General features: G+C 42.5%; 18 protein-coding genes. 14 read left to right on the forward strand and 4 right to left on the reverse strand.

What is annotated here, in order from left to right:
* Positions 1-97 precede the first annotated feature (97 nt).
* Positions 98-625 (reverse strand): HdeD family acid-resistance protein, encoded by a 528-nt coding sequence (locus IGI94_RS07585; RefSeq protein WP_438899611.1) that lies wholly within the window; start codon positions 623-625, stop codon positions 98-100.
* 137 nt (positions 626-762) lie between these two features.
* Between IGI94_RS07585 and IGI94_RS07590 the strand changes: the two genes are divergently transcribed.
* The gene (locus tag IGI94_RS07590) at positions 763-1,257 is read left to right on the forward strand and encodes a hypothetical protein (protein ID WP_005236128.1); all 495 of its coding nucleotides are present in this window, start codon (positions 763-765) and stop codon (positions 1,255-1,257) included.
* A 67-nt stretch (positions 1,258-1,324) separates the two neighbouring features.
* On the opposite strand, the gene IGI94_RS07595 is transcribed toward IGI94_RS07590, so the two are convergent.
* Both IGI94_RS07595 and IGI94_RS07600 read right to left on the reverse strand, forming a co-directional pair.
* Positions 1,325-1,921: a nitroreductase family protein gene (locus tag IGI94_RS07595; RefSeq protein ID WP_008381927.1), complete on the reverse strand. Its 597-nt coding sequence runs from the start codon at positions 1,919-1,921 to the stop codon at positions 1,325-1,327.
* Between the two features lie 112 nt (positions 1,922-2,033).
* Entirely contained in the window at positions 2,034-3,485 is a 1,452-nt protein-coding gene (locus IGI94_RS07600; RefSeq protein ID WP_008381925.1) for an NAD-dependent succinate-semialdehyde dehydrogenase, read from the reverse strand.
* Between the two features lie 215 nt (positions 3,486-3,700).
* On the opposite strand from IGI94_RS07600, the gene lepB reads away from it, so the two are divergent.
* The 6 genes from lepB (at position 3,701) to pheT (ending at position 15,874) form a co-directional block, all read left to right on the forward strand.
* The gene (gene lepB / locus IGI94_RS07605) at positions 3,701-4,249 is read left to right on the forward strand and encodes a signal peptidase I (RefSeq protein WP_005236123.1); all 549 of its coding nucleotides are present in this window, start codon (positions 3,701-3,703) and stop codon (positions 4,247-4,249) included.
* A gap of 124 nt (positions 4,250-4,373) precedes the next feature.
* On the forward strand, positions 4,374-7,991 hold the full coding sequence (locus tag IGI94_RS07610) for a PD-(D/E)XK nuclease family protein (RefSeq protein ID WP_008381921.1): 3,618 nt from the start codon (positions 4,374-4,376) through the stop codon (positions 7,989-7,991).
* Positions 7,984-11,661 (forward strand): helicase-exonuclease AddAB subunit AddA, encoded by a 3,678-nt coding sequence (addA, locus tag IGI94_RS07615; protein ID WP_438899612.1) that lies wholly within the window; start codon positions 7,984-7,986, stop codon positions 11,659-11,661. The genes IGI94_RS07610 and addA overlap by 8 nt, the downstream gene beginning before the upstream one ends.
* Before the next feature lie 67 nt (positions 11,662-11,728).
* On the forward strand, positions 11,729-12,049 hold the full coding sequence (locus IGI94_RS07620) for a winged helix-turn-helix transcriptional regulator (RefSeq protein WP_005226192.1): 321 nt from the start codon (positions 11,729-11,731) through the stop codon (positions 12,047-12,049).
* Between the two features lie 357 nt (positions 12,050-12,406).
* Positions 12,407-13,453: a phenylalanine--tRNA ligase subunit alpha gene (gene pheS / locus IGI94_RS07625; protein ID WP_005236117.1), complete on the forward strand. Its 1,047-nt coding sequence runs from the start codon at positions 12,407-12,409 to the stop codon at positions 13,451-13,453.
* On the forward strand, positions 13,454-15,874 hold the full coding sequence (pheT, locus tag IGI94_RS07630) for a phenylalanine--tRNA ligase subunit beta (protein WP_438899613.1): 2,421 nt from the start codon (positions 13,454-13,456) through the stop codon (positions 15,872-15,874).
* A 401-nt stretch (positions 15,875-16,275) separates the two neighbouring features.
* On the opposite strand, the gene trpS is transcribed toward pheT, so the two are convergent.
* Complete coding sequence (trpS, locus tag IGI94_RS07635; protein WP_005236112.1) at positions 16,276-17,283, reverse strand: tryptophan--tRNA ligase; 1,008 nt, start codon at positions 17,281-17,283, stop codon at positions 16,276-16,278.
* Positions 17,284-17,550: 267 nt separating this feature from the next.
* Between trpS and IGI94_RS07640 the strand changes: the two genes are divergently transcribed.
* The 7 genes from IGI94_RS07640 (at position 17,551) to IGI94_RS07670 (ending at position 23,358) form a co-directional block, all read left to right on the forward strand.
* The gene (locus IGI94_RS07640) at positions 17,551-18,288 is read left to right on the forward strand and encodes an amino acid ABC transporter ATP-binding protein (protein ID WP_008381909.1); all 738 of its coding nucleotides are present in this window, start codon (positions 17,551-17,553) and stop codon (positions 18,286-18,288) included.
* An 18-nt stretch (positions 18,289-18,306) separates the two neighbouring features.
* Positions 18,307-19,116, forward strand: a complete 810-nt coding sequence (locus tag IGI94_RS07645; protein WP_008381907.1) for a transporter substrate-binding domain-containing protein — start codon at positions 18,307-18,309, stop codon at positions 19,114-19,116.
* Positions 19,117-19,127: 11 nt separating this feature from the next.
* A complete protein-coding gene (locus IGI94_RS07650) occupies positions 19,128-19,775 on the forward strand; it encodes an amino acid ABC transporter permease (protein WP_005226186.1) in 648 nt (215 codons plus the stop codon).
* A 17-nt stretch (positions 19,776-19,792) separates the two neighbouring features.
* Positions 19,793-20,449 (forward strand): amino acid ABC transporter permease, encoded by a 657-nt coding sequence (locus IGI94_RS07655; protein WP_005236107.1) that lies wholly within the window; start codon positions 19,793-19,795, stop codon positions 20,447-20,449.
* 231 nt (positions 20,450-20,680) lie between these two features.
* The gene (gene racE / locus IGI94_RS07660; protein ID WP_008381904.1) at positions 20,681-21,496 is read left to right on the forward strand and encodes a glutamate racemase; all 816 of its coding nucleotides are present in this window, start codon (positions 20,681-20,683) and stop codon (positions 21,494-21,496) included.
* Positions 21,497-22,849: a ribonuclease PH gene (rph, locus tag IGI94_RS07665; protein ID WP_005236104.1), complete on the forward strand. Its 1,353-nt coding sequence runs from the start codon at positions 21,497-21,499 to the stop codon at positions 22,847-22,849.
* Positions 22,846-23,358, forward strand: coding sequence for a metallophosphoesterase (locus IGI94_RS07670; RefSeq protein ID WP_005236103.1), 513 nt, complete (start codon positions 22,846-22,848; stop codon positions 23,356-23,358). The genes rph and IGI94_RS07670 overlap by 4 nt, the downstream gene beginning before the upstream one ends.
* Positions 23,359-23,435 lie beyond the last annotated feature (77 nt).

Here is a 23,435-nt window from a genome sequence, read left to right on the forward strand (position 1 = left end):
GACTGACTGTTTGATATCTCCTATTTTAAAAGGAATAGCGGGAAAAGTCTACATGTAGATGTTAGATTCGTAGAAAATTTTAAAACATTCTCATTTATTAGGCTCTTTTTCGTTGAAAATGATTAATAGCGTCGGATGCCCCCATGAAAATCAAGATACCGCCAAAAATTTGGAAGAACAGTAGCCAAGTGGCGAATGGATTCAATACGAGAACGAGTCCAGCAGCAATAATCAAAAGACTGATGATTAAGCTCGTGATGTAAGGTAAACCAATGCGTTTTTGGTTAAAGCTTGCCATTAAGCGGGTGCATCCGCTGATGGTGATCATAATCCCTAAGAAAAATGGCACGATGGCAAGTAATCCTTTAGCAAAAACTAAAATCGCAGCTGCAGCAATCAACAGTAAGATACCAGAGACCGACTGCACATTGTGATAGCCCTTTTGTTTTTCTTTGTAGCTCGTATACAAGCTGATGATTCCTAGACATGCGATGTATCCGGCAACGAGATAAACGATCGTGTTGAAAACAGATCGTGGTGCAATCAAGATAATGAAGCCGAAGACGATATATACGACGGCACGAAGCAAGTCATAGCGTTGTAATTTATCAAAAAATGCATTCATGATAATTCCTCCTTTTTTTCTTATTGTACCGAATTCTGGTGAAAATAGATATCAAAAAACCTAGGAAATAGGCTAAGCCTTTTGTAACAGATCATTTTTTGGTAAAATAGGGAAAAGAAAACAGAACGGAGAGTTTTATGAGTGGGTTAACGCTATTGATGTGTGCCTTTACGATCGTTTTGTACCTCTATTTATTGGTGGTACGCAAAGAGATTCACTTTATTGCTGTTGAGCGCAAACTAAGCAAAATCGCTATTACGATCTTTTCAGTAATGATTATCCTATCCATGTTGATGATGGATGACCAATTGGATAATCAGGTGCGAGGAATCGTTTCAGGTTTTGTCTTTTTAAGCTTTGTGCTAGACAGCCGCGGGTTAGCCCTAGATCGAATTATTGTCCATCCAATGAGTATTAAAGGGGTACTGTACCAAGACATTGATCGGGTCGTATTATTTCAAGAAAAGGAAGGGCAGCCCATCAAGATGAACTATTTTCGAAAAGGGATGCGGGGACCATTAATGAAATTCAAACAACCGTTAGCTGAATTGGTGGTTTTTTTGTCGGAGCACTTGAATGAAGGAACACCGATCGATATTCTGGTCGATCATGATCAAGGAAAAAATGACTAAAAGACCCTTGATTGCTGCCGTATGTGGCCGTAATCAAGGGTCTTTTTTTTAAAATCGGGAATCGTTTTTAATGGAAAACGCGGAAACGTTCGTCATCATTTAAAAATTCTTTTTCATTTGGTTCGCTTTGTTTTGAACCAAAAACTAATTGGGCCCGCAGCTGCCAATTTTCAGGAATTGACCATTCAGCTACAACAGCATCATCAATTACTGGATTATAATGTTGTAAGTTGGCGCCTAATCCGGCTTCTTCTAAAGCTACCCAAACATTCGCTTGGGCAATCCCATTCGATTGTTCTGCCCAGACCGGGAAGTTATCTGCATAAAGGGCAAATTGGTCTTGCAAGTTCTTAACGGTATCTGTGTGAATAAAGAATAGAACGGTCCCATAACCTGCTTTAAAGCCAGCAAGTTTTTGTTTCGTTGCTTCAAACGCCTCCGGTGGTGTCAATGGTTCTAAAGCAACCTCCGTTAACGTCCATAATTTTTCGTGGGCATCGCCAAATAAAATCACGGCACGTGGCGATTGTGCGTTAAAAGCAGTTGGGCTGTTTTTTACTGCTTCTTTCACGATGGCTTCGATTTCTGTATCTGAGAGTGAAACATCTTTGCCTAATCCATAGATTGAACGGCGCTGTTTGATCGTATCAAGAAATTTTGTCATAGTATTCCACCTTTTCTATTGTCATAGAATGAAGTATACATTCTTACTTAATGTTAGTAAAACAAAATGCTTTGTAAGAAAAAAGTCAGGCAAACGCGCCTGACTTTTTTTCTTACTGGGCATCAATGGCGATAAATTTGACAGTCACGTATTCTTCAGGACCATATTTGCCGTTTTCACGACCAAAACCGGAATGTTTGACGCCGCCGAAGGGAGCCGCCGGGTTTGAGATCGCAATGTCATTGACCCCAACCATCCCATATTGGAGGTTTTGGGCTACATCCGAGATTGTTTGCAGATTCGTTGAAAAGAAGTAAGAGGCTAATCCAAATTCCGTATCATTTGCCGCAGCGATGACTGCTTGTCGATCCGTAAATGAGATCAATGGAATCACGGGTCCAAAGGTTTCTTCATAGTAAATAGTCATGTCAGGAGTGATGCCGTCGATGACCGTTGGTGCAAAGAAGTTGCCTTTTTCGTATTCACCTTCAGTAAGCTTCTTCCCACCGAATAAGACTTTAGCCCCTTTATTTACCGCGTCTTCCAGCTGGTCGATGATTTTTTTAACGCTTGCTTGATTGATCAAAGGACCAACGGTGGGGTTCTCTAAACCATTACCAACAGTTACGGCTTCCATTTGCCCTAATAGCTTTTTAGTAAAGGCTTCTTTGATGGATTCTTCGACAAAAATTCGATTGGGGGATGTACAGACCTGACCGTTGTTGCGGAATTTTGCTGCAATTAATTTTTCAGCAGCTAAATCTAAATCAGCATCAGCAAAAACAAGAAACGGGGCATGGCCGCCTAACTCCAATGAAACTTTTTTCAGAGTTGGTGCAGCTTGTTCGTATAATTTCATCCCAACTTTCGTGGAGCCGGTAAAGGTGATTTTTTTGACTTGTTTGTTCTCAGTCAATTCTTTCCCGATTTCAGAAGAATCCCCTAAGACGATATTGACGACTCCGTCAGGAAGGCCCGCTTGTTGAAAAAGTTCACCTAAAGCCAATGCTGATAGGGGTGTTTCTTTAGATGGTTTCATAACAAGGGTACAGCCAACTGCCATGGCAGGAGCGATTTTTCGAGCAATCATATTGGAAGGAAAGTTCCAAGGCGTGATCGCACCAACAACACCGATGGCTTCTTTTCGCACCAGCCAATGATTGTGTGCAGGAGCTGGAATCACTTCGCCGTAGACCCGTTGTGCTTCGGCGGCATTCCAACGGAAATTGTCTACGTTGGATTGGATTTCTGCCTCTGCCTCCTTTAATGGTTTTCCTTGTTCCATGCTCATAATTTTTGCCAAACGGTCGCTTTCTTGTTCCATTAAATCAGCAATCTTGTTCATCAAATCGGCTCGTTCTCGAGGCGAACGTTTTGACCAATCTGTGAAGGCTTTCGCGGCGGCATCGATCGCTTGCTTTGTTTCATCGATGCCTCCTTGGCTGACTTTTACCAGTTCTTCATTAGTGGCAGGATTGGTAACCGAAACCGACTCTTTTGTTCCTTCAAGCCATTTTCCGTCAATCAATAACTTCGTGGGCACTTGTGGTAACTGTTGGTTCATTTTGGCACTTCCTTTCAATAATGGGTTCTATTTCAACCGTAGCACGGATTAGATAAGATGACAATTCATACGCAAGTCCAATGATTCCCCAAATTTTCATAAAGAACCAGAGAGGAGATGTCCTGCTCCTTTCATTTTATGGTAGAATAGAAAAATAAGAATGTTTGTTCGATTCTTGGAAAATATAGTTAAAACATTCAAGGAGTGAGGGACGCGTGCAACAAGTAAAAGAGCTTTTAAAAACAGTAGGATTTGTCGTGATCTTTACTTTATTCCTATTGTTATTAAGACAGTATGTCTTTACCCCTGTGATCGTAAAAGGAGATTCGATGGACCCCACATTACATGATGGTGAGCGGGTGATTGCTTTGAAAAATACCGAGATCGAACGTTTCGATATCATAACGTTTGAAGCACCGGATGAAGCAGGCAAAAACTATATCAAACGCGTAATCGGATTACCTGGCGACCAGGTTTCCTATCAAAACGATACCCTTTATATCAATGGACAAGCATATGATGAACCCTACTTGGATGAATTCAAAGCAGCTGTCGCAGATGGCTTTCCGTTGACTAGTGATTTTGATATGGGGTTATTTGGTGTTGAAGTCATTCCTGAAGGTCAAATTTTAGTGTTAGGGGATAACCGTCGAATTTCCAAAGATAGTCGTCAATTAGGTCTGATCGATGAATCAACAATTTTGGGGGATGTAAAATTTGTTTTCTGGCCAATTGCCGATTTTGGTATGGTAGGCAAAGAATGAAATTCTGCGATTGTTATTTTGTTTTTAAGGAGAGTCTCTTAAAAATAAAGACGCATTCGAAAAAGCGTGTCGCTGATTTTTTAGTGGATTTTTTTAAAAGACGATGGAGAGAAGGAGTCCTTTCATGAGTTTACGATTTATTCTTGGCGATGGCCGTTGTCGTCATGATCAAGCAGTGATAGAAAATGCAAAAAGCTGGTTAGAAAAAGACCATCAAGAAGTATTTTTCCTGGTACCTAACTACAACAAATTTGAACGAGAGCGCGAGATCCTTCAATTACTGAAAGAGGATCGCGTAGAAGATTTTGCTTCTATTCGCGCGCAAGTGTATAGTTTTCACCGTTTGGCTTGGTTTTATCTGCAGCAAACCGGCTTGCTTTCTCAAAATGCCATCACTGAAAATGGTGCCTCCATGATCATGCGTAAGCTGCTTTTGGAACTAGAAGAAGAACTCGTCTTATACCGTGGTGAGATCAACAAAGCGGGTTTTATCCAACAATTGTTGGCTTTCTATCAAGAAATGCATACAAGTCGATTGGGGATCGAAGATTTATTAGCAGGTGGTGCTGCACCAAGCGCAACCCAAGACGAAGAAAAAAAATACAGTGAATTAGCGATAATTTTTCAACGATTTGAACAAGAACTTCTAGAGCGTGCCTTGCAAGTCGAACAACCGATCACCTTACTGACACGCTTTCTGGAAGGTTCCTTGCTGGGCGATTCCTCGGTGGATCATGCAATGCCAACCACTGTTTCTTTGAACAAAGCGCCAGATCTTTCCCACGCCTTATTTATTATCAGCGGTTTCTCCGCTTTTTCAACACAAGAGCAACAGTTGATTCAAGTACTGATGAAGAGAAGTCATGTAGTGATTGATCTTATTTTGGATCGCGGGTACCCACAAGAGATGCCCACGCCATTGAATTTATTTTACGAAGCAGGACGGACCTATTATCAGTTGATCAGTTCTGCTCGTGACAATCAAGTGAACATTTACTTAGATCAGAAACTTTCCGTCAACCAAGAGGTGGACAAAGAAGACGAGGGATCGATCCCGCAGGCATACAAGGAAGTAGAAACTTTTTGGCGGCAGACCCAATCACAAGCCAATTATCATCAGCAGACGTCCGTCAAAGACTTCTTGGCTGTCTGGAAAGTTGGGAATCCCGAAGAAGAGATTCGTCAAATCGCAGCGTCGATCCGCGGGATGATGAGTGATAAGAAACGGTACCCAACATTACGGTATCGTGATATCCAATTACTGATCGCCGAACCAGAAGTCTATCATCAGTATATTCCTAAAATTTTTACTGAGTTTGAGATTCCTTTTTATATCGATGAAGAGCAGATGATGGCGCAACATCCATTGGTTGAGTTTTTGAATGCTTTTTTTGCTTGTCAATCCTATGGCTTTCGCTTAAATGATATTTTACGGTTGCTTAGAACGGAACTTTACTTACCGGCAGCCTATCGCTCCGAAGCAGATTGGCTTGTTGGGCGTGACCAGTTTCGTAAGTTGGTGGATATTACCGAGAACAAAGCGCTGGCTCATGATTTCCAAGGAGCGAGTTGGACGAGAAACGAAGATTGGGAACTGATCGAGTATTTACAATCGGAAGAAGAAGCAGTGGACAAAGTGGATTTGACGGCGTACACCAATCAGCTTCGCAGGGCTTTCAAGCAAGATGTCGTGGATACACTCGATTGGCTGACAGCAGCTAGAACAAATCGAGATGCCGTAGAACTGCTGTATCGCTTTTTACTGAATGCGGGTGTCGAGCAACAGCTGAGGCATTGGCGAGACCAGGCAATCCAACAAGGAAAATTAGATCAAGCCCGCAATCATGAACAAGCATGGCAAGCTTTAATGGATCTGCTGGATGAGTATGCCACGATCTATGGAGATGAGCCCTTTGATTTTGCGCTCTTTGAAGATGTCTTATTGACTGGCTTAGAAAATGTCACATTCGGAAAGATCCCAACAGCGATCGACCAAGTCAACATCAACCGCCTTGATTTGGCACGTCCGAAACAAGCGAAGATCACATTTGCACCGGGATTGAATGAAACGGCTTTGCCAAGAAAAATGGAAAATAAAACATTGTTGACGAATGAAGAACGTCAGCATTTCAATCAGTTATTTAATGGTGAAAAATACCTTAGAGATACAGTGGTGGAAGGCAGTGTCAAAGAACCATTTGCCTTTTATTCTGTCTTGCTTTCAGCGACAGAGCACTTATCACTGTCCTATGCCGTTAATTTTGATACACAGCAAAACATCAAGATGTCGCCTTATTTAGACCGCGTGGTCAAGCATTTGGATGTACCACTGCAAGAGCGGGGGATCTTGACGCTAGTCAGTGACCCGAGAGACTATGTTGGCAGTTATCGTGGCCTGATCTACCAAATCAATAATCTCAGTCAGCAAGCGCAAAAAAACAAAGAGAATTTGCCTCGAGTGTGGGAGCAACTGAAACAAGCGCTGTTACGTTCGGAATGGACAGATTTAGCTGCCCAAGTATTTGAAAGCCAAACCCATCAAAATATTCCGATTCCTTTGTCTCAAGCACAAGCTGCGGCGCTATATGGCCCGTCGATCTACAGCTCCATTTCTCAGATGGAGACGTTCTATCAGTGTGAATACAAGTATTTCGTCAGCTACGGATTACGGTTAAAAGAACGGGAAGTTTATGGCTTAAATCCAGCAATGACCGGTGAGTTTTTCCATGATGCGTTGGACCGCTTTGTCAAAGTCCTAATTGCTGAAAATATTTCCTTGACCCAGTTAACTGCTGACCAACGCGTGCAATTTGTGGAAGTCGTTTTGCAGGAAATTTTTGGCGAAAGCCGTTATCGCTTACTGACGAGTTCTGCTCGGATGAATTTTATTCGGTATCAATTAGGCAAGACGATTCAGCGAGTAGCGTGGGCATTAGCGAAACAAGGACAAAAAATGCATTTTAGTCCTGAAAAGACGGAGGTGCTATTCGGCCAGATCGCTGGCTCAAATGGGATCAACGGGATCGAATTACCATTAAGTTCTGGCGGGAAACTACATGTGCGGGGGAAGATTGATCGTGTCGATACGGCGAAAACGGAAGAAGAACAATGGCTTTCCGTTGTTGACTATAAATCTAGCAGCCGAGATTTTGACCTTTCTGAAGCCTACTACGGACTTGCGATGCAGTTGATCACGTATCTCGACGTCGCATTGACGGATGCTGTCCAACTGGTTGGTTCGCCAAAGGTTCGACCAGCGGGGGCATATTATCTGCATGTGCATAATCCGCTTTTGGACGGACAAGAAGCCAGTGAAGAAGAACGTTTAAAACGTTTCAAGTATGACGGGTTGTTTATTGACGAACCGGCTGTTTTCCCGTTACTCGATGAGGAAGTTGAAGCCAGCAAAAATTCGCCGGTATTTCCTGTTCGGAAAGACAAAAACGGCAATTATCAAAAAACAACACAGGCGAAAAACAAGTTTTATACAGAAGAAGAGCTCGAACTATTAAGAAAACACAATCGGAAAAATATGCAACAAAGTGGTGAGAAGCTGTTGAGCGGTGAAATCGCCTTAAACCCGTCTTATAAATTAAAAGACAAAAAAAGGGCGTGTGAGTTTTGTCCGTTTCGCAGCATCTGTGACTTTGATGTATTGTTGAAAGAAAATGAGTACCACCGTTTAGAAAACTTATCTAAAGATGAGATTATCCATCGCTTAAGGGAGGAAGAAGATGAGTAAGATCCCTTTAAAACCGCAAAATGAAACCTTTACGGATACCCAATGGCAAGCCATTTTTGATAAAGGGGATAATATCCTCGTTTCCGCTTCAGCGGGTTCAGGCAAAACCACCGTTTTGGTTCGGCGAGTGATTGAAAAGCTAAAAGCAGGAACGACAATCGATTCTTTACTGATCGTGACCTTTACCGAAGCAGCTGCTCGAGAAATGAAAGAACGGATTCAAGCGGCACTGCAGCAGGCCATCAATCAAGAAAGTGACGAGCAAAAGCGTCAGCACTTCGTCCGTCAGCTGCAGCTATTGCCGACAGCTAACATTTCTACCTTGCATGCGTTTTGTTTAACTGTGATTCGGCGTTTTTATTATTTGATCGATTTAGATCCAAATTTCCGCATGATGACTGATGAAACCGAAATTTTATTGATGAAAGAAGAAATCTGGACACAGCTGAGAGATCAACAATATGAAGCCAATGATGAAGCGTTCTTTCGTTTGACGGAAAATTTTTCTAGTGATCGTTCCGATGAAGGCGTCGGGGATCTGATCCTGTCTCTTTATGACTTTGCCCGAGCAAATCCGGATCCAGTAAACTGGTTAGCTCATCTAAGTGATCACTATATCGGCAAAGAAACCTTTGCTGAAAATACCCTGTACCAATCGCAAATCAAGCCGACTTTGCAAGAAAACTTGAAGACAGCGGCGCATTTGCTGCAGGCGGCGCAAGACTATGCCCGTTCTGATGAAGCGATGGAAAAAGCGGCACTATTGATCGATACCGAATTAGGAATGGTGGAAACCTTAAAGGCTCTGCTGGATTCAGACGATGTTGATGGCTTCTATGAGCAAATCCAAGTGTTGCGTTTTGCTCGCTACCCAGCTTTTCGCAAACCAGAACAAAAGGAACTCTCTCAAGAAATTAAACCTTTGCGAGATGATGCGAAAAAATTGGTTGAGCAATTGAAAGCGGCCTTTCCATACCCACCGGCTGAAATGATGGAGCTGCTTCATCGGTCCGCACCTGTCGTTGAAAAAATGGCAGCTATGACCGAAGCGTTTATGAAAGCATTCCAAGAAAGGAAACTTTCAAAAGGCCGTTTAGACTTTAATGATTTGGAACATTTCACCTTGCTGATTTTACAAGGAGACGGTAGTGGAAGTGAAGCGTCGACCTATTATCGTGATCGCTTTGAAGAAGTTTTAGTCGATGAATATCAAGACGTCAATCGGCTGCAAGAGGCAATTTTATATTGGGTGAGACAAGTCGATCATAACCCCGGCAACATGTTTATGGTGGGGGATGTAAAGCAGTCGATCTATTCGTTTCGACTAGCAGATCCGACGCTATTTATCGAAAAATACTTGGCATTTGAAACGGAGAATGGTGGGCGGAGAATCGTCTTAGCAGAAAATTTCCGTTCTCGCTCCGACGTATTGGATTTTACGAATCTAGTTTTTCAACAGCTGATGGATGAACGGGTTGGACAAATCCCTTATGATGAGGCGGCAGCCTTGATTACCGGTTTTCCTCATTTTCCAGAAAGCGACGCCTTTGCCACAGAGCTCTTGTTATATGAAAAAGAGCATGAATCCGAAGAACAATTGATCGATGACAAAACAGAGGGGGAAATGCAGATTACTGCATTGAAGATTCGAGAGTTGATTGAATCAAAATTCATGATCTATGACAAAAAAGCCAAAACAAATCGACCAATCACTTACAACGATATCGTCTTATTGACCCCTACACGTAAAAACAATCTTGTCATTTTAGATGTCTTTAAGCAGTTTGGGATTCCGATGGCGGTGAATGATGCTCAAAACTATTTTCAGGCAACGGAAATCCAAACCGTCGTTTCTTTGCTGCAAATCATTGACAATCCGTACCAAGATATCCCCCTTGTGGCGGTCTTGCGTTCGCCAATCGTCGGCCTAACAGAAGATCAATTGGCTGAGATCCGTTTAGCAAATCGTTCCAGCGACTACTATGATGCAGTATTGGATTATCATGTTCAACAAGAAGAGTCACCCTTGTGGCAAACGTTGGATGGGTTTTTAGCCAAACTAAATCAATGGCGCGAAGAAGCACGCAGATTACCGATCCCAACCTTATTATGGCAAATCTATGAAGATACTGCTTACTTGGATTATGTTGTGGGACTTCCTGCAGGACAGCAGCGTTATGCAAATTTAGTGGCATTGATCCACAGAGCCGAAAAATACGAAAAGAGCAGTTTCCGTGGTTTGTACCAATTCATTCGCTTCATCGAAAAAATGCAAGAAAAAAACAAAGATTTGGCGGAGCCTGTGGCTACTCCTGTAGAAGATGCCGTTCGAGTGATGACCGTCCATGCAAGTAAAGGCTTGGAATTCCCTGTTGTGTTCTTACTGGATACAACAAAATTCTTTAACTACCAAGATTTTCAAAAACGCTATGTCTTTGAAGAACAGCTGGGGGCTGGGATCCAATATGTGAATCCAGCAGAAAACCTTAAATTTGAGACACTGCCGTTTCAAGCCATCAAGCAAGTTCGTTTGAAAAAAGCCTTGTCAGAAGAAATGCGAAAATTATACGTAGCATTGACACGAGCAGAGCAGAAGCTTTTCTTAGTGGGCTCCTATAAAAATCAAGCGGATGCCTTTAAGACTTGGCAATCTGGCCTGACACAAGCCGAGATGGTTCTTGATCCTGCATTACGGCTTGTTGCCCGGGGGAGCTTGATGGATTGGGTCGGACGGACCCTGATGCGCCATCCAGATATGGAAGCAGTATTCTCTGAAGCGTCAGAGCGCAAGCGGACGATCGATCATCCTGCTCATTTTCGTCTGTCATGGTGGAATCAAGAAACGATCACGCAACAAGTCCAAGAGACCCTTGCGCCAGTCGAGGAGTCTAAACGATTGCTTGCGCCAGATAGCAATATCGATGATCTTTTGAAACGCCTAGCATATCGCTATCCTTATCAAAAAGCGACCCAAACGACTAGTTATCAATCTGTATCAGAATTGAAAAGACTCTATAACGATCCCGATGATCAACAGACCACTTTGTTGGAATGGCGGTCGGTTTCCGAGAAGACGAATCCTCAGCAATATCGCTACGTACAGGATGAATTGGCGAAACCAAAATTTCTGCAAGAAACGAAGCCTCTCGCCAGCAGTATCGGGACAGCAACACATACGGTTTTGCAAATGATCCCATTAGGAATGACGCCAACACAAGATACTTTGGAGCTCCTGATTGCTGAACTCGTGAAAAAGCAATTTTTTTCTGAAGAAATCGCCAAAAAAATTGACCGATCGAGCATTTTGTGGTTTTATCAAACTGAACTAGGTGAACTGCTGAACCGATCCTCTGATGTGGTGAAGCGGGAGCAGCCGTTTTCGATGCTAAAAGAGGCTGATACGATCTTTGAAGGGTTTGACGAACCAGATGCGCCGCTTTTGATCCATGGTATTATCGACGGCTATATTGAATTGGCGGATGAAATCATTTTATATGACTTTAAAACAGATGATGTTTTCGGCAGTCAGGCTCAGATTGAAAAGAAAATGCGCGAACGATATTATGGTCAATTGAAACTCTACTGCCAAGCATTGGAGAAAGCATTGAACAAACCAGTGAAACAGACCTATTTAGTGCTGTTAAAACCTAAAATGATCGTGGCATTCTAGCTGATCGATCCTAGTTTCTTACAATTCGTAAGTCATATGCTATAATAGGTAAAAGAGGTGATGGAGAATGATAAAAGTAGAATCGGATTACGCCCTTTGTCCTAAATTTGAAAAAGCTTTTTCTATTTTAGGCAAAAAGTGGAACGGCTTGATCATTGATGTCCTTCTTGAAGACGGCAAACAAAGATTTGTTGAGTTAGCAAACAAGATTCCTCAAGTGAGTGATCGGGTGTTAGTCGAACGCTTGAAAGAATTAGAGCGGGAAGAAATTGTCTGCAAAGAAAACAATCTTTACTGCTTGACGCCAAGAGGTATTGCTCTTGAAAAGAGTATGATGAGTGTGAAGCGTTGGGCAGAAACCTGGGTGCGTGAGGAAGAATGCAGTTGATTTCTCACCGGAAATTAGGTAAACTAAGCTTAAATGAATAGATAAAAAGCGTTGATAGAAACTAGTAATTTGGCTGAATCAGAAAAAGGGAGACTTGTCACAGACTGAAAGCAAGTCCTGTATTCGAAAAATGAATTTCACTTCTGGAGCTTGCTGATTACAGTCAGTCGGCAGTTTTGCTGTCGTTAGCCGAAGTGAGTGCGCGGTTTTTTTCGCGAATGAGGATGGTAACACGAGACGTCGTTCCTTTTTAAGGGATGATGTCTTTTTTTGTCTTTATACGAATGATACTCACTTTATTCAGTCAATCCAGTCTTTTTATTCTTACACTATTCACAGCATAGAAGGAGGAAATACATGTCTTTACAAGAGAAATTAGAAGCATTGAAGGAAACGACATTGCTTAAAATCAAAGAAAGTCCAACCATGAATGACTTAAATCAGATTCGAGTGGAAGTGCTTGGAAAAAAAGGTCCCATAACAGAAGTTCTGCGGGGAATGAAAGATCTTTCTGCGGAAGAACGGCCGAAGGTGGGGAGCTATGCCAACGAGATTCGTGATATCTTGACAGAAGCGATCGAAGAAGCCAAGACGTCTATCGAAGCAGCAAACTTGGAAAAAGCTCTTGCTGAAGAATCCATCGACGTGACGTTGCCTGGTAAAAAGATGGACCGAGGAACACGCCATGTGCTAACGCAAATCATGGAAGAAATCGAAGATATCTTTGTTGGTATGGGCTACCAAGTAGTCGAAGGTTACGAAGTGGAAAAAGATCATTACAACTTCGAACGGATGAATCTGCCAAAGGATCATCCAGCCAGAGACATGCAAGATACTTTTTATATTTCAGAGGAAGTGCTGATTCGAACCCATACGTCACCAGTGCAAGCGAGAACAATGGAGACTCATGATTTTTCTAAAGGGCCGCTGCGGATGATCTCACCCGGGAAAGTTTTCCGTCGTGACACAGATGATGCGACCCATAGCCACCAATTCCATCAAATTGAAGGTTTGGTAATCGATAAGAATATTACGATGGGTGACTTAAAAGGAACCTTAGAAGTCATGATGCAAAAAATGTTTGGGGAAGATCGCCAAATTCGCTTGCGACCAAGCTATTTCCCTTTCACAGAACCATCGGTCGAAGTCGATGTCAGCTGCTTCAAGTGCGGTGGTGCCGGTTGTAATGTTTGTAAACAAACTGGCTGGATCGAGATCCTCGGTGCTGGAATGGTGCATCCTAACGTCTTAGAAATGTCAGGGATCGATCCAACCCAATATTCAGGATTTGCTTTTGGTTTAGGTCCTGATCGAGTGGCAATGCTGCGCTACGGCGTGAACGACATTCGCCAATTCTATCAAAATGATGTGCGTTTCATTCGCCAGTTCAAGGGGGAACAATAAATGTTAGTATCATACAAATGGTTAAATGAATACCTTGATCTGTCTGAGATCACACCCAAAGAGCTGGCGGATAAAATGTCAGTGACGGGGATCGAAGTCGAAGGTATTGACGTGCCTGAAGAGGGTTTAAAAAAAATCGTTGTCGGAGAAGTGACCGACTGCCGACCACATCCAGATTCTGATCATCTATCAATTTGCCAAGTAAATATTGGCGAGGATGAAGACTCACAGATCGTTTGTGGTGCGCCGAATGTCAAAAGCGGCATCAAAGTCATCGTGGCATTACCAGGCTCTCGAATCGCGGGCAACGTAAAAATCAAAAAGGGCAAGATGCGGGGAGAAGTTTCCAACGGCATGATTTGTTCGTTGCAAGAGTTGGGATATGCAGATAGCGTGATTCCCAAAGAATACGCAGAAGGAATCTATTATTTACCAGCAGAAGCAGAAGTAGGAACACCAGTTTTTCCTTATCTTGATATGGATGATCACATTATCGAATTATCGATCACTCCGAATCGTGCGGATGCGTTGAGCATGCGGGGGGTTGCTTATGAAGTCGGTGCAATCTATCGGCAAACACCGAAGTTTCCTGAAATTGCGCTTACCGAAAGTGAAGTAGCTGCTGCCGATAAAATTCAGGTGAAGGTCACTGAAGTAACGGATGCACCCGCCTACCAAATTCGAATCATTGATGGCGTAACGATCGCCCCAAGTCCACAATGGCTGCAAAATCGCTTGATGAATGAAGGCATTCGTCCAATCAATAATGTCGTGGACGTGACGAATTATATCTTACTGTTATTTGGTCAACCATTGCATGCTTTTGATTATCAAAAGCTAGACAGCAAGGAAATACTGGTACGTCGCGGCAAAGAAAATGAAAGCCTGGTTACCTTAGATGGAGAAACTCGTCAGCTTTCCCCAGAAGACATCGTTATCATCAACGGAACGACACCCGTTGCGCTCGCAGGCGTCATGGGAGGTCTTGATTCTGAAATCACGGAAACGACGACCACAGTCGCTTTAGAAGCGGCCTTGTTCGATCCATTAGCGATTCGTTTGACTTCGAAAAAATTCAATTTAAGAAGCGAATCATCCGCTCGTTTTGAAAAAGGGATCAACCAAGCAACGGTTGCAAAAGCTTGTGATGCAGCAGCAGCACTGATTGCGGAACTTGCTGGCGGAACGGTCTTGAAAGAGGCAGTAATAGGTTCCCAAGTAGCAGTAGAACCTGTGGAGGTTGCGATTACTTTAGCACGGATCAATAGCTATTTAGGCACAGAAATCACTGATGAAGAAGTGCAAGAAATCTTTGATGCATTAGGCTTTGGTCATCGTCAAGAAGCAGACAGCTATATTGTTTCAGTCCCACCTCGTCGTTGGGATATTACGATCGAAGCAGATATCATTGAAGAAGTGGCGCGTATTTACGGTTATGATCGTTTGCCATCGACTTTACCGCAAGGAGAAACGGTTGCCGGTCATTTAACCAAAGCGCAACGTCTGACTAGAGAAGTTCGGACTCTTTTGGAAGGCAACGGGGTCAGTGAAGCCATCAGCTATGCTTTGACAACGGAAGAGAAGGCGCAACAATTTACGGATAAATCGAGCCAAGTGACTCGATTGGATTGGCCAATGACCGAAGAGCGTGCCGTCTTGCGCTTGAATCTGATTTCAGGTTTGTTAGACGACGTTGCGTACAATTTGGCACGTAAAAACAATCGTGTTGCTTTATATGAAATTGGTCGCGTCTTCTATCAAACGGGCGACAGTAAACACGAACTGCCAACAGAAGTCAATCACTTAGGGCTAGCATTGACGGGAAATATCCATGAGAAAGACTGGCAAACCCAAGCTCAAAAAGTTGATTTCTTCCATTTGAAAGGCATTTTAGAAAATCTTTTTGATTCGTTGGCATTAACCGACCGTATTCGTTATCAAAAAACGGCAGATATCAAAGAGATGCATCCTGGGCGTACGGCAAGGATCTTGCTAGATGACCTAGAAATCGGCTTCTTGGGACAAGTCCACCCATCGATCACCAAAGCCTACGAAGTGAGTGAAACCTATGTTGCTGAATTGAACTTAGATCAGTTGTTAGCAGCTAAAACAGAACAATTGGTCTATCAACCAGTTTCTAAGTTCCCATCAGTGACCCGAGATATGGCACTCTTGCTCGATGAAACGATCGATAACCAATCCGTGATGGAAATCATTCGTGAAAGTGCAGGTCGCTTCTTAAGTGATATTCGTTTATTCGATGTTTATCAAGGGAAAAACATTGAAGCAGGTAAAAAATCTCTAGGGTACAGTCTGACCTTTAGCAATCCGGAAGCTACCCTGATGGATGAAGAGATCAATCAAGCAATAGCGAAAATTACTCGTAACTTAGAAGAAAACGTTCAAGCAGAAATCCGCTAATCAAATAAGTAGAAAAACGTTCTCCACCATACAAAGAAGTTGGGTGGGGAACGTTTTCTACTATTATAATAGATGCTCAGATGACACAAGAATGTTAGGAGTTGAGTGAAAGCCGTAAAAGATTTCTCTATAGAAGGCAATCCAGTTTTTTTGGTACAACCTTTTTTAAACACTGGCTAGGCTGAAAAAATACATTTTCTAATCAGCGTTTTATGAAGTTATTTTTTAGGACAGCTCTCTTGGTTATTGCGCAAGAAACAGCATCAAATCAAAATACACAAAGTGTCAGTCTGGGGAGGAAGTGTTCTCGTGAAATCTAACACAGAGTTTGTACATATGTTTTGCATGAAAGAATTCATTCCGATTTGTAAACAAAAAAACAAGCCGTAAAGGCTTGTTTTTTAAGCAAAGTAATTGATGCCCATTGCATTTTTGACTTCAGCTAACGTCTGAGCGGCAACTTGTTCAGCTTTTTCACTACCAAGTTTTAGTAAGTTCATCACTTCACCGGGATCTTTGGCAAAAGCTTCACGGCGCTCACGAATGGGTGCAAATTCGGCTTCCAGAACATCAATCAAATAGCGTTTGATTTTGACATCGCCTAATCCACCACGGGTGTAATGTTCTTTTAATTCAGCAATTTTTTCTTTTTCGGTACCAAATACATCAAGATAAGTGAAGACCATATTGCCTTCAACTTGTCCGGGGTCGTTGACATGAATGTGATTTGGGTCCGTGTACATGCTCATCACTTTCTTTTGTAATACATCGGCTGGATCAGCTAAGTAAATACCGTTGTTCAATGATTTGCTCATTTTCCCGTTCCCATCGATCCCCGCTAAACGTCCCATGCCTTTTGGCGGTAAAACCGCTTTTGGTTCGACTAATACTTCACTATACGTAGAATTAAAACTATGCACGATTTCTTGCGTTTGTTCCAGCATTGGTTTTTGATCTTCGCCGACTGGGACTAAATTTGCTTTAAAAGCGGTGATATCCGCTGCTTGAGAGACAGGATAGATGAAGAAACCAGAAGGAACGCCTTCACCAAATTTTTTTTGTTCAATTTCGGCTTTAACGGTTGGATTGCGTCGTACTCGAGCAACACTGACTAGATTGAGATAATACATCGTCAATTCAGAGAGCTGAGGGATTTGCGATTGAATAAACATCGTTGTTTTTGCTGGATCCAATCCAACGGCTAAATAATCCAAAGCAACTTCTAAAATATTCGCTGAGACCTTCTCAGGTGTTTTCGCATTATCTGTTAGTGCCTGCATGTCAGCGACCATGATATAAAGCTGATTTTCAGGGTCAGCTTGCATTTCGACCCGTTTTTTTAAAGACCCCACATAATGGCCAAGATGCAATTTGCCAGTTGGGCGGTCGCCAGTTAAAATCGTATTCACTTTTTTTCCACCTTTTCCTTTGTTATATGGTTTATCTTACCTTTTTTTAGCAAAAGAAACAACCGGTTCTCCTTGTGATCTGATGGGGTGAGAAAAATTTTCATGGACAAAAACCTCACATCAAAGTAAAATAGCACTTGTCTTTTCAGAAATAAGGGGGGAACATTGGAAAAGAACCTTTACAAATGAAAAAAGATTGAGCTATAATATGAATCAAATCTTTCCAATTACTCATTTAATTTTAAAAAAAGCTAGGAGTGTGAATCAATGGCAATGATCGAATTTAAGAACGTAGAGAAATATTACGGAAAGTTCCATGCATTAAAAAACATCAACCTTGAATTTGAAAAAGGTGAGGTCGTTGTTGTTATCGGGCCTTCAGGATCTGGTAAAAGTACAATGCTCCGTACGATTAATGGTCTAGAAACCATTTCAGGTGGTCAATTATTGGTCAATGGTAAGAACTTGTTTGACAAAGATGTCAAAATGACAGAAATTAGAAAAAACATCGGCATGGTGTTTCAACATTTCAACTTGTATCCAAATAAAACCGTGTTAGAAAATATTACGTTGGCACCGATTAAAGTATTAAAACAAAATGAGCAAGAAGCCATCAATTTGGCGGAAAAACTTCTTGATCGGGTAGGGATGTTAGATAAAAAAGATTCCTATCCTTCCATGTTATCCGGCGGACAACAGCAGCGGGTCGCAATTGCCAGAGGGCTTGCGATGAAACCAGAGATGCTGCTTTTTGATGAGCCAACGTCAGCATTGGATCCAGAAATGATTGGTGATGTATTGGATGTCATGAAAAAAATTGCCAGTGAAGGTATGTCCATGATCGTTGTTACCCATGAAATGAGCTTTGCCCGTGAAGTAGCAGATCGAATCGTCTTTATGGCGGAAGGACAAGTCTTAGAAGACCGGCGCGATGTCGATGGATTCTTTGATGCACCAAGAGACGAACGTGCAAAACAATTCTTGAGTAAAGTCACAAATCATTAAGCAATAGGAGGAACCCTTATGAGAAAGAAAATATTTTCCTTTCTAGTCTTAGCCTTTGCCCTTGTGACTTTCTCAGGTTGTAAAGGACAAAGTGCCGCAGATATCGATATTTTAGAAAACAGCAAAGAGACGAATCAGATCGTTTGGGGCGTAAAAAACGATACCCGTCTTTTTGGATTGATGGATATCGCGACTAGAGAAGTACGGGGATTCGATATTGATATCGCTCGTGCAATCACTGAGAAAATTTTAGGTCGTGATGGCAATGCCATCTTTGTTGAAGTTACCTCAAAAACCCGGATTCCTCTTTTGAAAAACGGCAACATCGATGCAATCATCGCCACGATGACTATCACAGAAGAACGTAAAAAACAGGTCGATTTTTCCGATGTCTACTTTGATGCAGGTCAATCTTTATTAGTTGCCAAAGACAGTCCTATTCAAGGGATCGAAGATTTGACCGCAGACACCACTGTATTGGTCGTTAAAGGCTCTACCTCAGCTGTGAACATCCGTGAAGCAGCACCAGAAGCGCAAATTTTAGAACTTGAGAATTATGCGGAAGCCTTTACTGCTTTACAATCTGGTCAAGGGGATGCTATGACCACGGATAATGCGATCTTATTAGGGATGGCGAGTGAAAATCCCAATTACCATTTAGTTGGCGAAACTTTTACAGAAGAACCTTATGGGATTGCCATCAATAAAGGACAAAAGCCGTTTCTTGATGCAGTGAATCAAGCCTTGCGGGAAATGCGTGAAGATGGAACCTATGATGAGATATACAACAAGTGGTTCCCTGAAGACGAATCAGGAAAAGTAGAGTAGGAGGAAACTGAATGGTTGAATTATTTCAAACGTATACCGGTCAGTTTATTGAAGGCTTTAAATACACAGTCATGGCGAGTTTGATCGCACTGTTTTTTAGTCTTTTGATCGGAACCTTAATGGCAATTTTTCAGTTGTCAGACAATCGCCTCATCAAAGGGATTGCCAAAGCGTATGTTGAGTTTTTTAGAAATATTCCCTTATTGATCATCGTGATGTTCTTTTATGTCGTTGTGCCAATGTATTGGGTTTCTTTTGACGGTTTTCAAGCGGGAACGATTGGCTTAACGATCTATACATCGGCATTTATCGCTGAGACGATCCGGTCAGGGATTCAAACGGTTCCTAAAGGCCAGATGGAAGCTTCCTTGTCTTCTGGTTTTACGTACAGCCAAGCGATGCGTTACATTATTTTGCCTCAGGCTTTTAAGATCGTCGTACCGCCGTTAGGCAATCAATTTATCAATCTTGTTAAAAACTCATCAATTTTGGCGATGGTCGCAGGATTAGATATTATGTATCAAGGGGATTTGATCGCAAGTGAGACCTTCAATACATTCGATACGTATATCATTGTTGGTCTTTTCTATTTGATCATTACCCTACCATTGTCTTATTTGATGGTTTACTTGGAACGGCGTTGGGCTGTCCGCTCATAGAAAGGAGCTAACGAACTATGGATTTTTTTGAAGCTTTTTCAGCGATTAACATTCGCTTCTTGATCGATGGCTTGCGGGTAACAGTTGAAGTGTCGATCCTATCGATTTTATTTAGCTTTATTATCGGAGGGATCGCCGGCATTTTGCGCTTCAGCTCGATCCCGGTCTTTTCGAAAGTATTAGGTGTCGTGATCGATGTTATTCGTAACTTGCCTTTGCTCTTGATCATCTTTTTCACTTACTTTGCATTGCCGCAGATCGGTATCCGCTTTAATATTTTTTGGTCAGCGGTTGTGGCGTTGACGATTTTTGAATCAGCGATGCTCTCTGAAATCTTTCGTGCTGGTTTGAATGCTGTGCCAAAAGGGCAGATGGAAGCTGGTTTGTCAACAGGGCTAAGCTATGTCGAAGTATTGCGGAGTATCGTCGTGCCACAGGCATTTAAAGCGATGTTGCCAGCGATCGTCAGTCAGTTGATCTCTTTGATCAAAGATACGTCATTAGCCGTGATTATTTCTTTACCAGAGCTGACTCATCATGCTCGAATCATTTATGGTCAAAATACAAACTATGTTTTGCCTATGTTTTTGGCAATGACTGTTTTATACTTTTTGGTTTGTTATGCATTATCATTGCTTTCTGGCTTTTTGGAAAAACGTCAGTACGATTACTAAAAAGAATAATCGACAAAATCATCCCCACGATCGGTCTTTTACCCATGCAAGTGCAACTTGTGGGTTGTGAGCCAATCGTTGGGGCTTTTTTTCTTTTTGACCGTTTCGTGTTTTTTGGGAAAGCTTTTTTAGCAAACGAAAGGAATACTTGAAAAATAGACAAAAAAAGTCCAAAATGAATAAGAGAGAAAAACGCACCAAACTCTTTTTTTCATGTAAAGGATGGAAACTATGACAAACAACAGACCAATTGGTTTTATCGATTCTGGTGTTGGTGGGTTGACGGTCGTCAAAGAAGCAATCAAGCAATTACCCAACGAATCGATTCTTTATCTGGGAGATACAGCCAGATGCCCGTATGGTCCGAGACCTGCTGAGCAAGTTATCGCGTATACGTGGCAAATGACCCGTTTTTTATTAGAAAAAAACATTAAAATGTTGGTGATCGCTTGTAATACAGCGACAGCGGTCGCCCTTGAAGAAATCAAAGAAAAACTAGCGATCCCGGTGATTGGCGTGATCCTGCCCGGTAGTCGAGCAGCAGTCAAAGCAAGCAAAAACCAGCGAATCGGTGTCATCGGAACAAATGGAACGATCAAAAGCGACTCTTACAAGCGCGCTCTTCATGGCAAAGCGCCCCATGCGTCAGTCGTCAGTTTGGCTTGCCCAAAGTTTGTGCCGATCGTAGAAAGCAAACAATACCATAGCTCGGTCGCCAAGAAAATCGTGGCAGAAACGTTGCGTCCATTGAAAAACAAGCGGTTAGATACAGTGATTCTGGGCTGTACTCATTATCCTTTATTGCGCCCTTTGATCCAAAATGAATTAGGCGCCCATATCCAGCTGATTGATTCAGGGGCAGAAACGGTGGGGGAAGTCAGTACCTTGTTGGACTATTTTTCCATTGCAGCAACGAGTCAGGACGATCCGCATCCGCAACATGCATTCTTTACTACTGGTTCACCGAAAATATTTGATGAGATCGCCAATGATTGGCTTGATTTAGATACGATCTCATCGATTCACACTGATTTAGGAGGCTTTTAAATGCGACATGATGGCAGAAAAGAAACAATGTTAAGACCAGTCAACATTCAAACCAACGTCTACAAACACCCCGAAGGATCGGTTGTGATCTCTTTTGGTGACACAACCGTGATTTGTTCGGCAACGATTGAAGATCGGGTCCCTCCGTTTTTACGAGATACGGGAAAAGGCTGGATCACAGCCGAATACAGTATGCTCCCACGAGCGACCAACACTCGTAATCGTCGAGAAAGTGCCAAAGGCAAGCTTTCTGGTCGTACGATGGAGATCCAACGGCTGATCGCTCGTTCCTTACGAGCCGTAGTTGATTTAGAAAAATTAGGGGAACGTAGTATCGTCGTCGATTGTGATGTCGTCCAAGCGGATGGCGGTACCAGAACAGCCAGTATTACCGGCGCTTTTGTCGCGTTGCGTTTAGCTATCGATACCTTGTTGCGTGACAAAGCATTGACGGAAGATCCAATCAAGGAGCATTTGGCAGCAATTAGTGTCGGGATCTTACCAGATGGTACCTGTGTGACTGATCTCGATTATCAAGAAGATTCTTCAGCTGCTGTTGACATGAATTTGGTGATGACGGAATCTGGTCGATTTGTCGAATTGCAAGGAACTGGGGAAGAAGCGACCTTTGATGGTCAGCAGTTGAATGAGATGCTGATCTACGGAAAAACGGCTATCGAAGAATTGATCGCCTATCAAAAAGAGGCACTGTTTTTACCAGATGAACCCCCTTATGAGATTCCCGAAAAAACGATTGTCATTGCTACAGGCAATCCAGGAAAAGCCAAGGAGTTTAAAGCCGTATTTGGCGCAGCAGGTTACGATGTCCGCACCTTAAAAGACTATCCTTCCTTGCCGGATGTTGAAGAAACCGGCACCACCTTTGAAGAAAATGCCCGCCTTAAAGCGGAAACCATCGCCAGAATTTTGGGAAGACCGGTGTTAGCTGATGACTCAGGACTGAAAGTCGATGCATTAGGGGGTCGACCAGGGGTGTACTCTGCTCGATTTGCTGGTGAGCAAAAAAGTGACGCTGCCAATAATGCAAAATTACTTTACGAATTGACGGATGTCGAAGATGACAAGCGCAGTGCTCAATTTCACTGTACGTTAGTTTTCGCAGCGCCAGGAAAAGATAGTTTGGTGGTTGAAGCTCAATGGCCGGGAAGAATCGGCCGTATCCCCCGTGGAGAAAATGGATTCGGTTACGATCCATTGTTTATTCCTGATGGTTCAGAGCAAAGCGCAGCCCAAATGAGTCAAGAAGAAAAGAACCGAGTCAGCCACCGTGGTCTAGCAATCAAAAAGCTGCAGGAACAGTGGCAGGAGTGGTTAGAAGGAGAAAATGTATGAAATATTTAGTTGTCAGTGACAATCATTCAGATCGTGAAATTCTTGTTGATCTTAAAAATGAATTCGAAAATCAAGTCGATTTATTCCTGCACTGTGGGGACTCCGAACTACCTGACACAGACCCTTTGTGGGATACTTTTCAAGTCGTTTGCGGCAATTGCGATTATGGCGGTGGTTTTCCCAATGAGCGTATCATCAAAACGCCGCTGGACACCATCTATATGACTCATGGCCACTTAGCAGATGTCCGTTTTGGTGTAACGAAATTAGGGCTGCAAGCGCAACAAGCCGATGCCTCGATCGCACTGTTTGGTCACACGCATCAAATTGCTTGTGAGAAAGTTGGGAATCGGCTTTTCTTGAATCCCGGCAGTATTTCCCAACCGCGAGGGCAAATTCAAATCAAAAGCTTTGCGATTATCGAAAGTACGCCAGAACAATGGGCAATCCAATACTATGATCGTTCCTTTCATAAAGTCCCTGAGCTAGCTTTTGTTTTCACACGCTAAGTAAGCGGAATCAAAAAGTAAAAATTTCATTATAATTTTGCAGGTTTCAACTTTCTATTCTCATTTTCAAGTAAAAT

It is taken from the genome of Enterococcus sp. AZ149, from assembly GCF_051714285.1.
Taxonomy (GTDB): domain Bacteria; phylum Bacillota; class Bacilli; order Lactobacillales; family Enterococcaceae; genus Enterococcus_D; species Enterococcus_D entomosocium.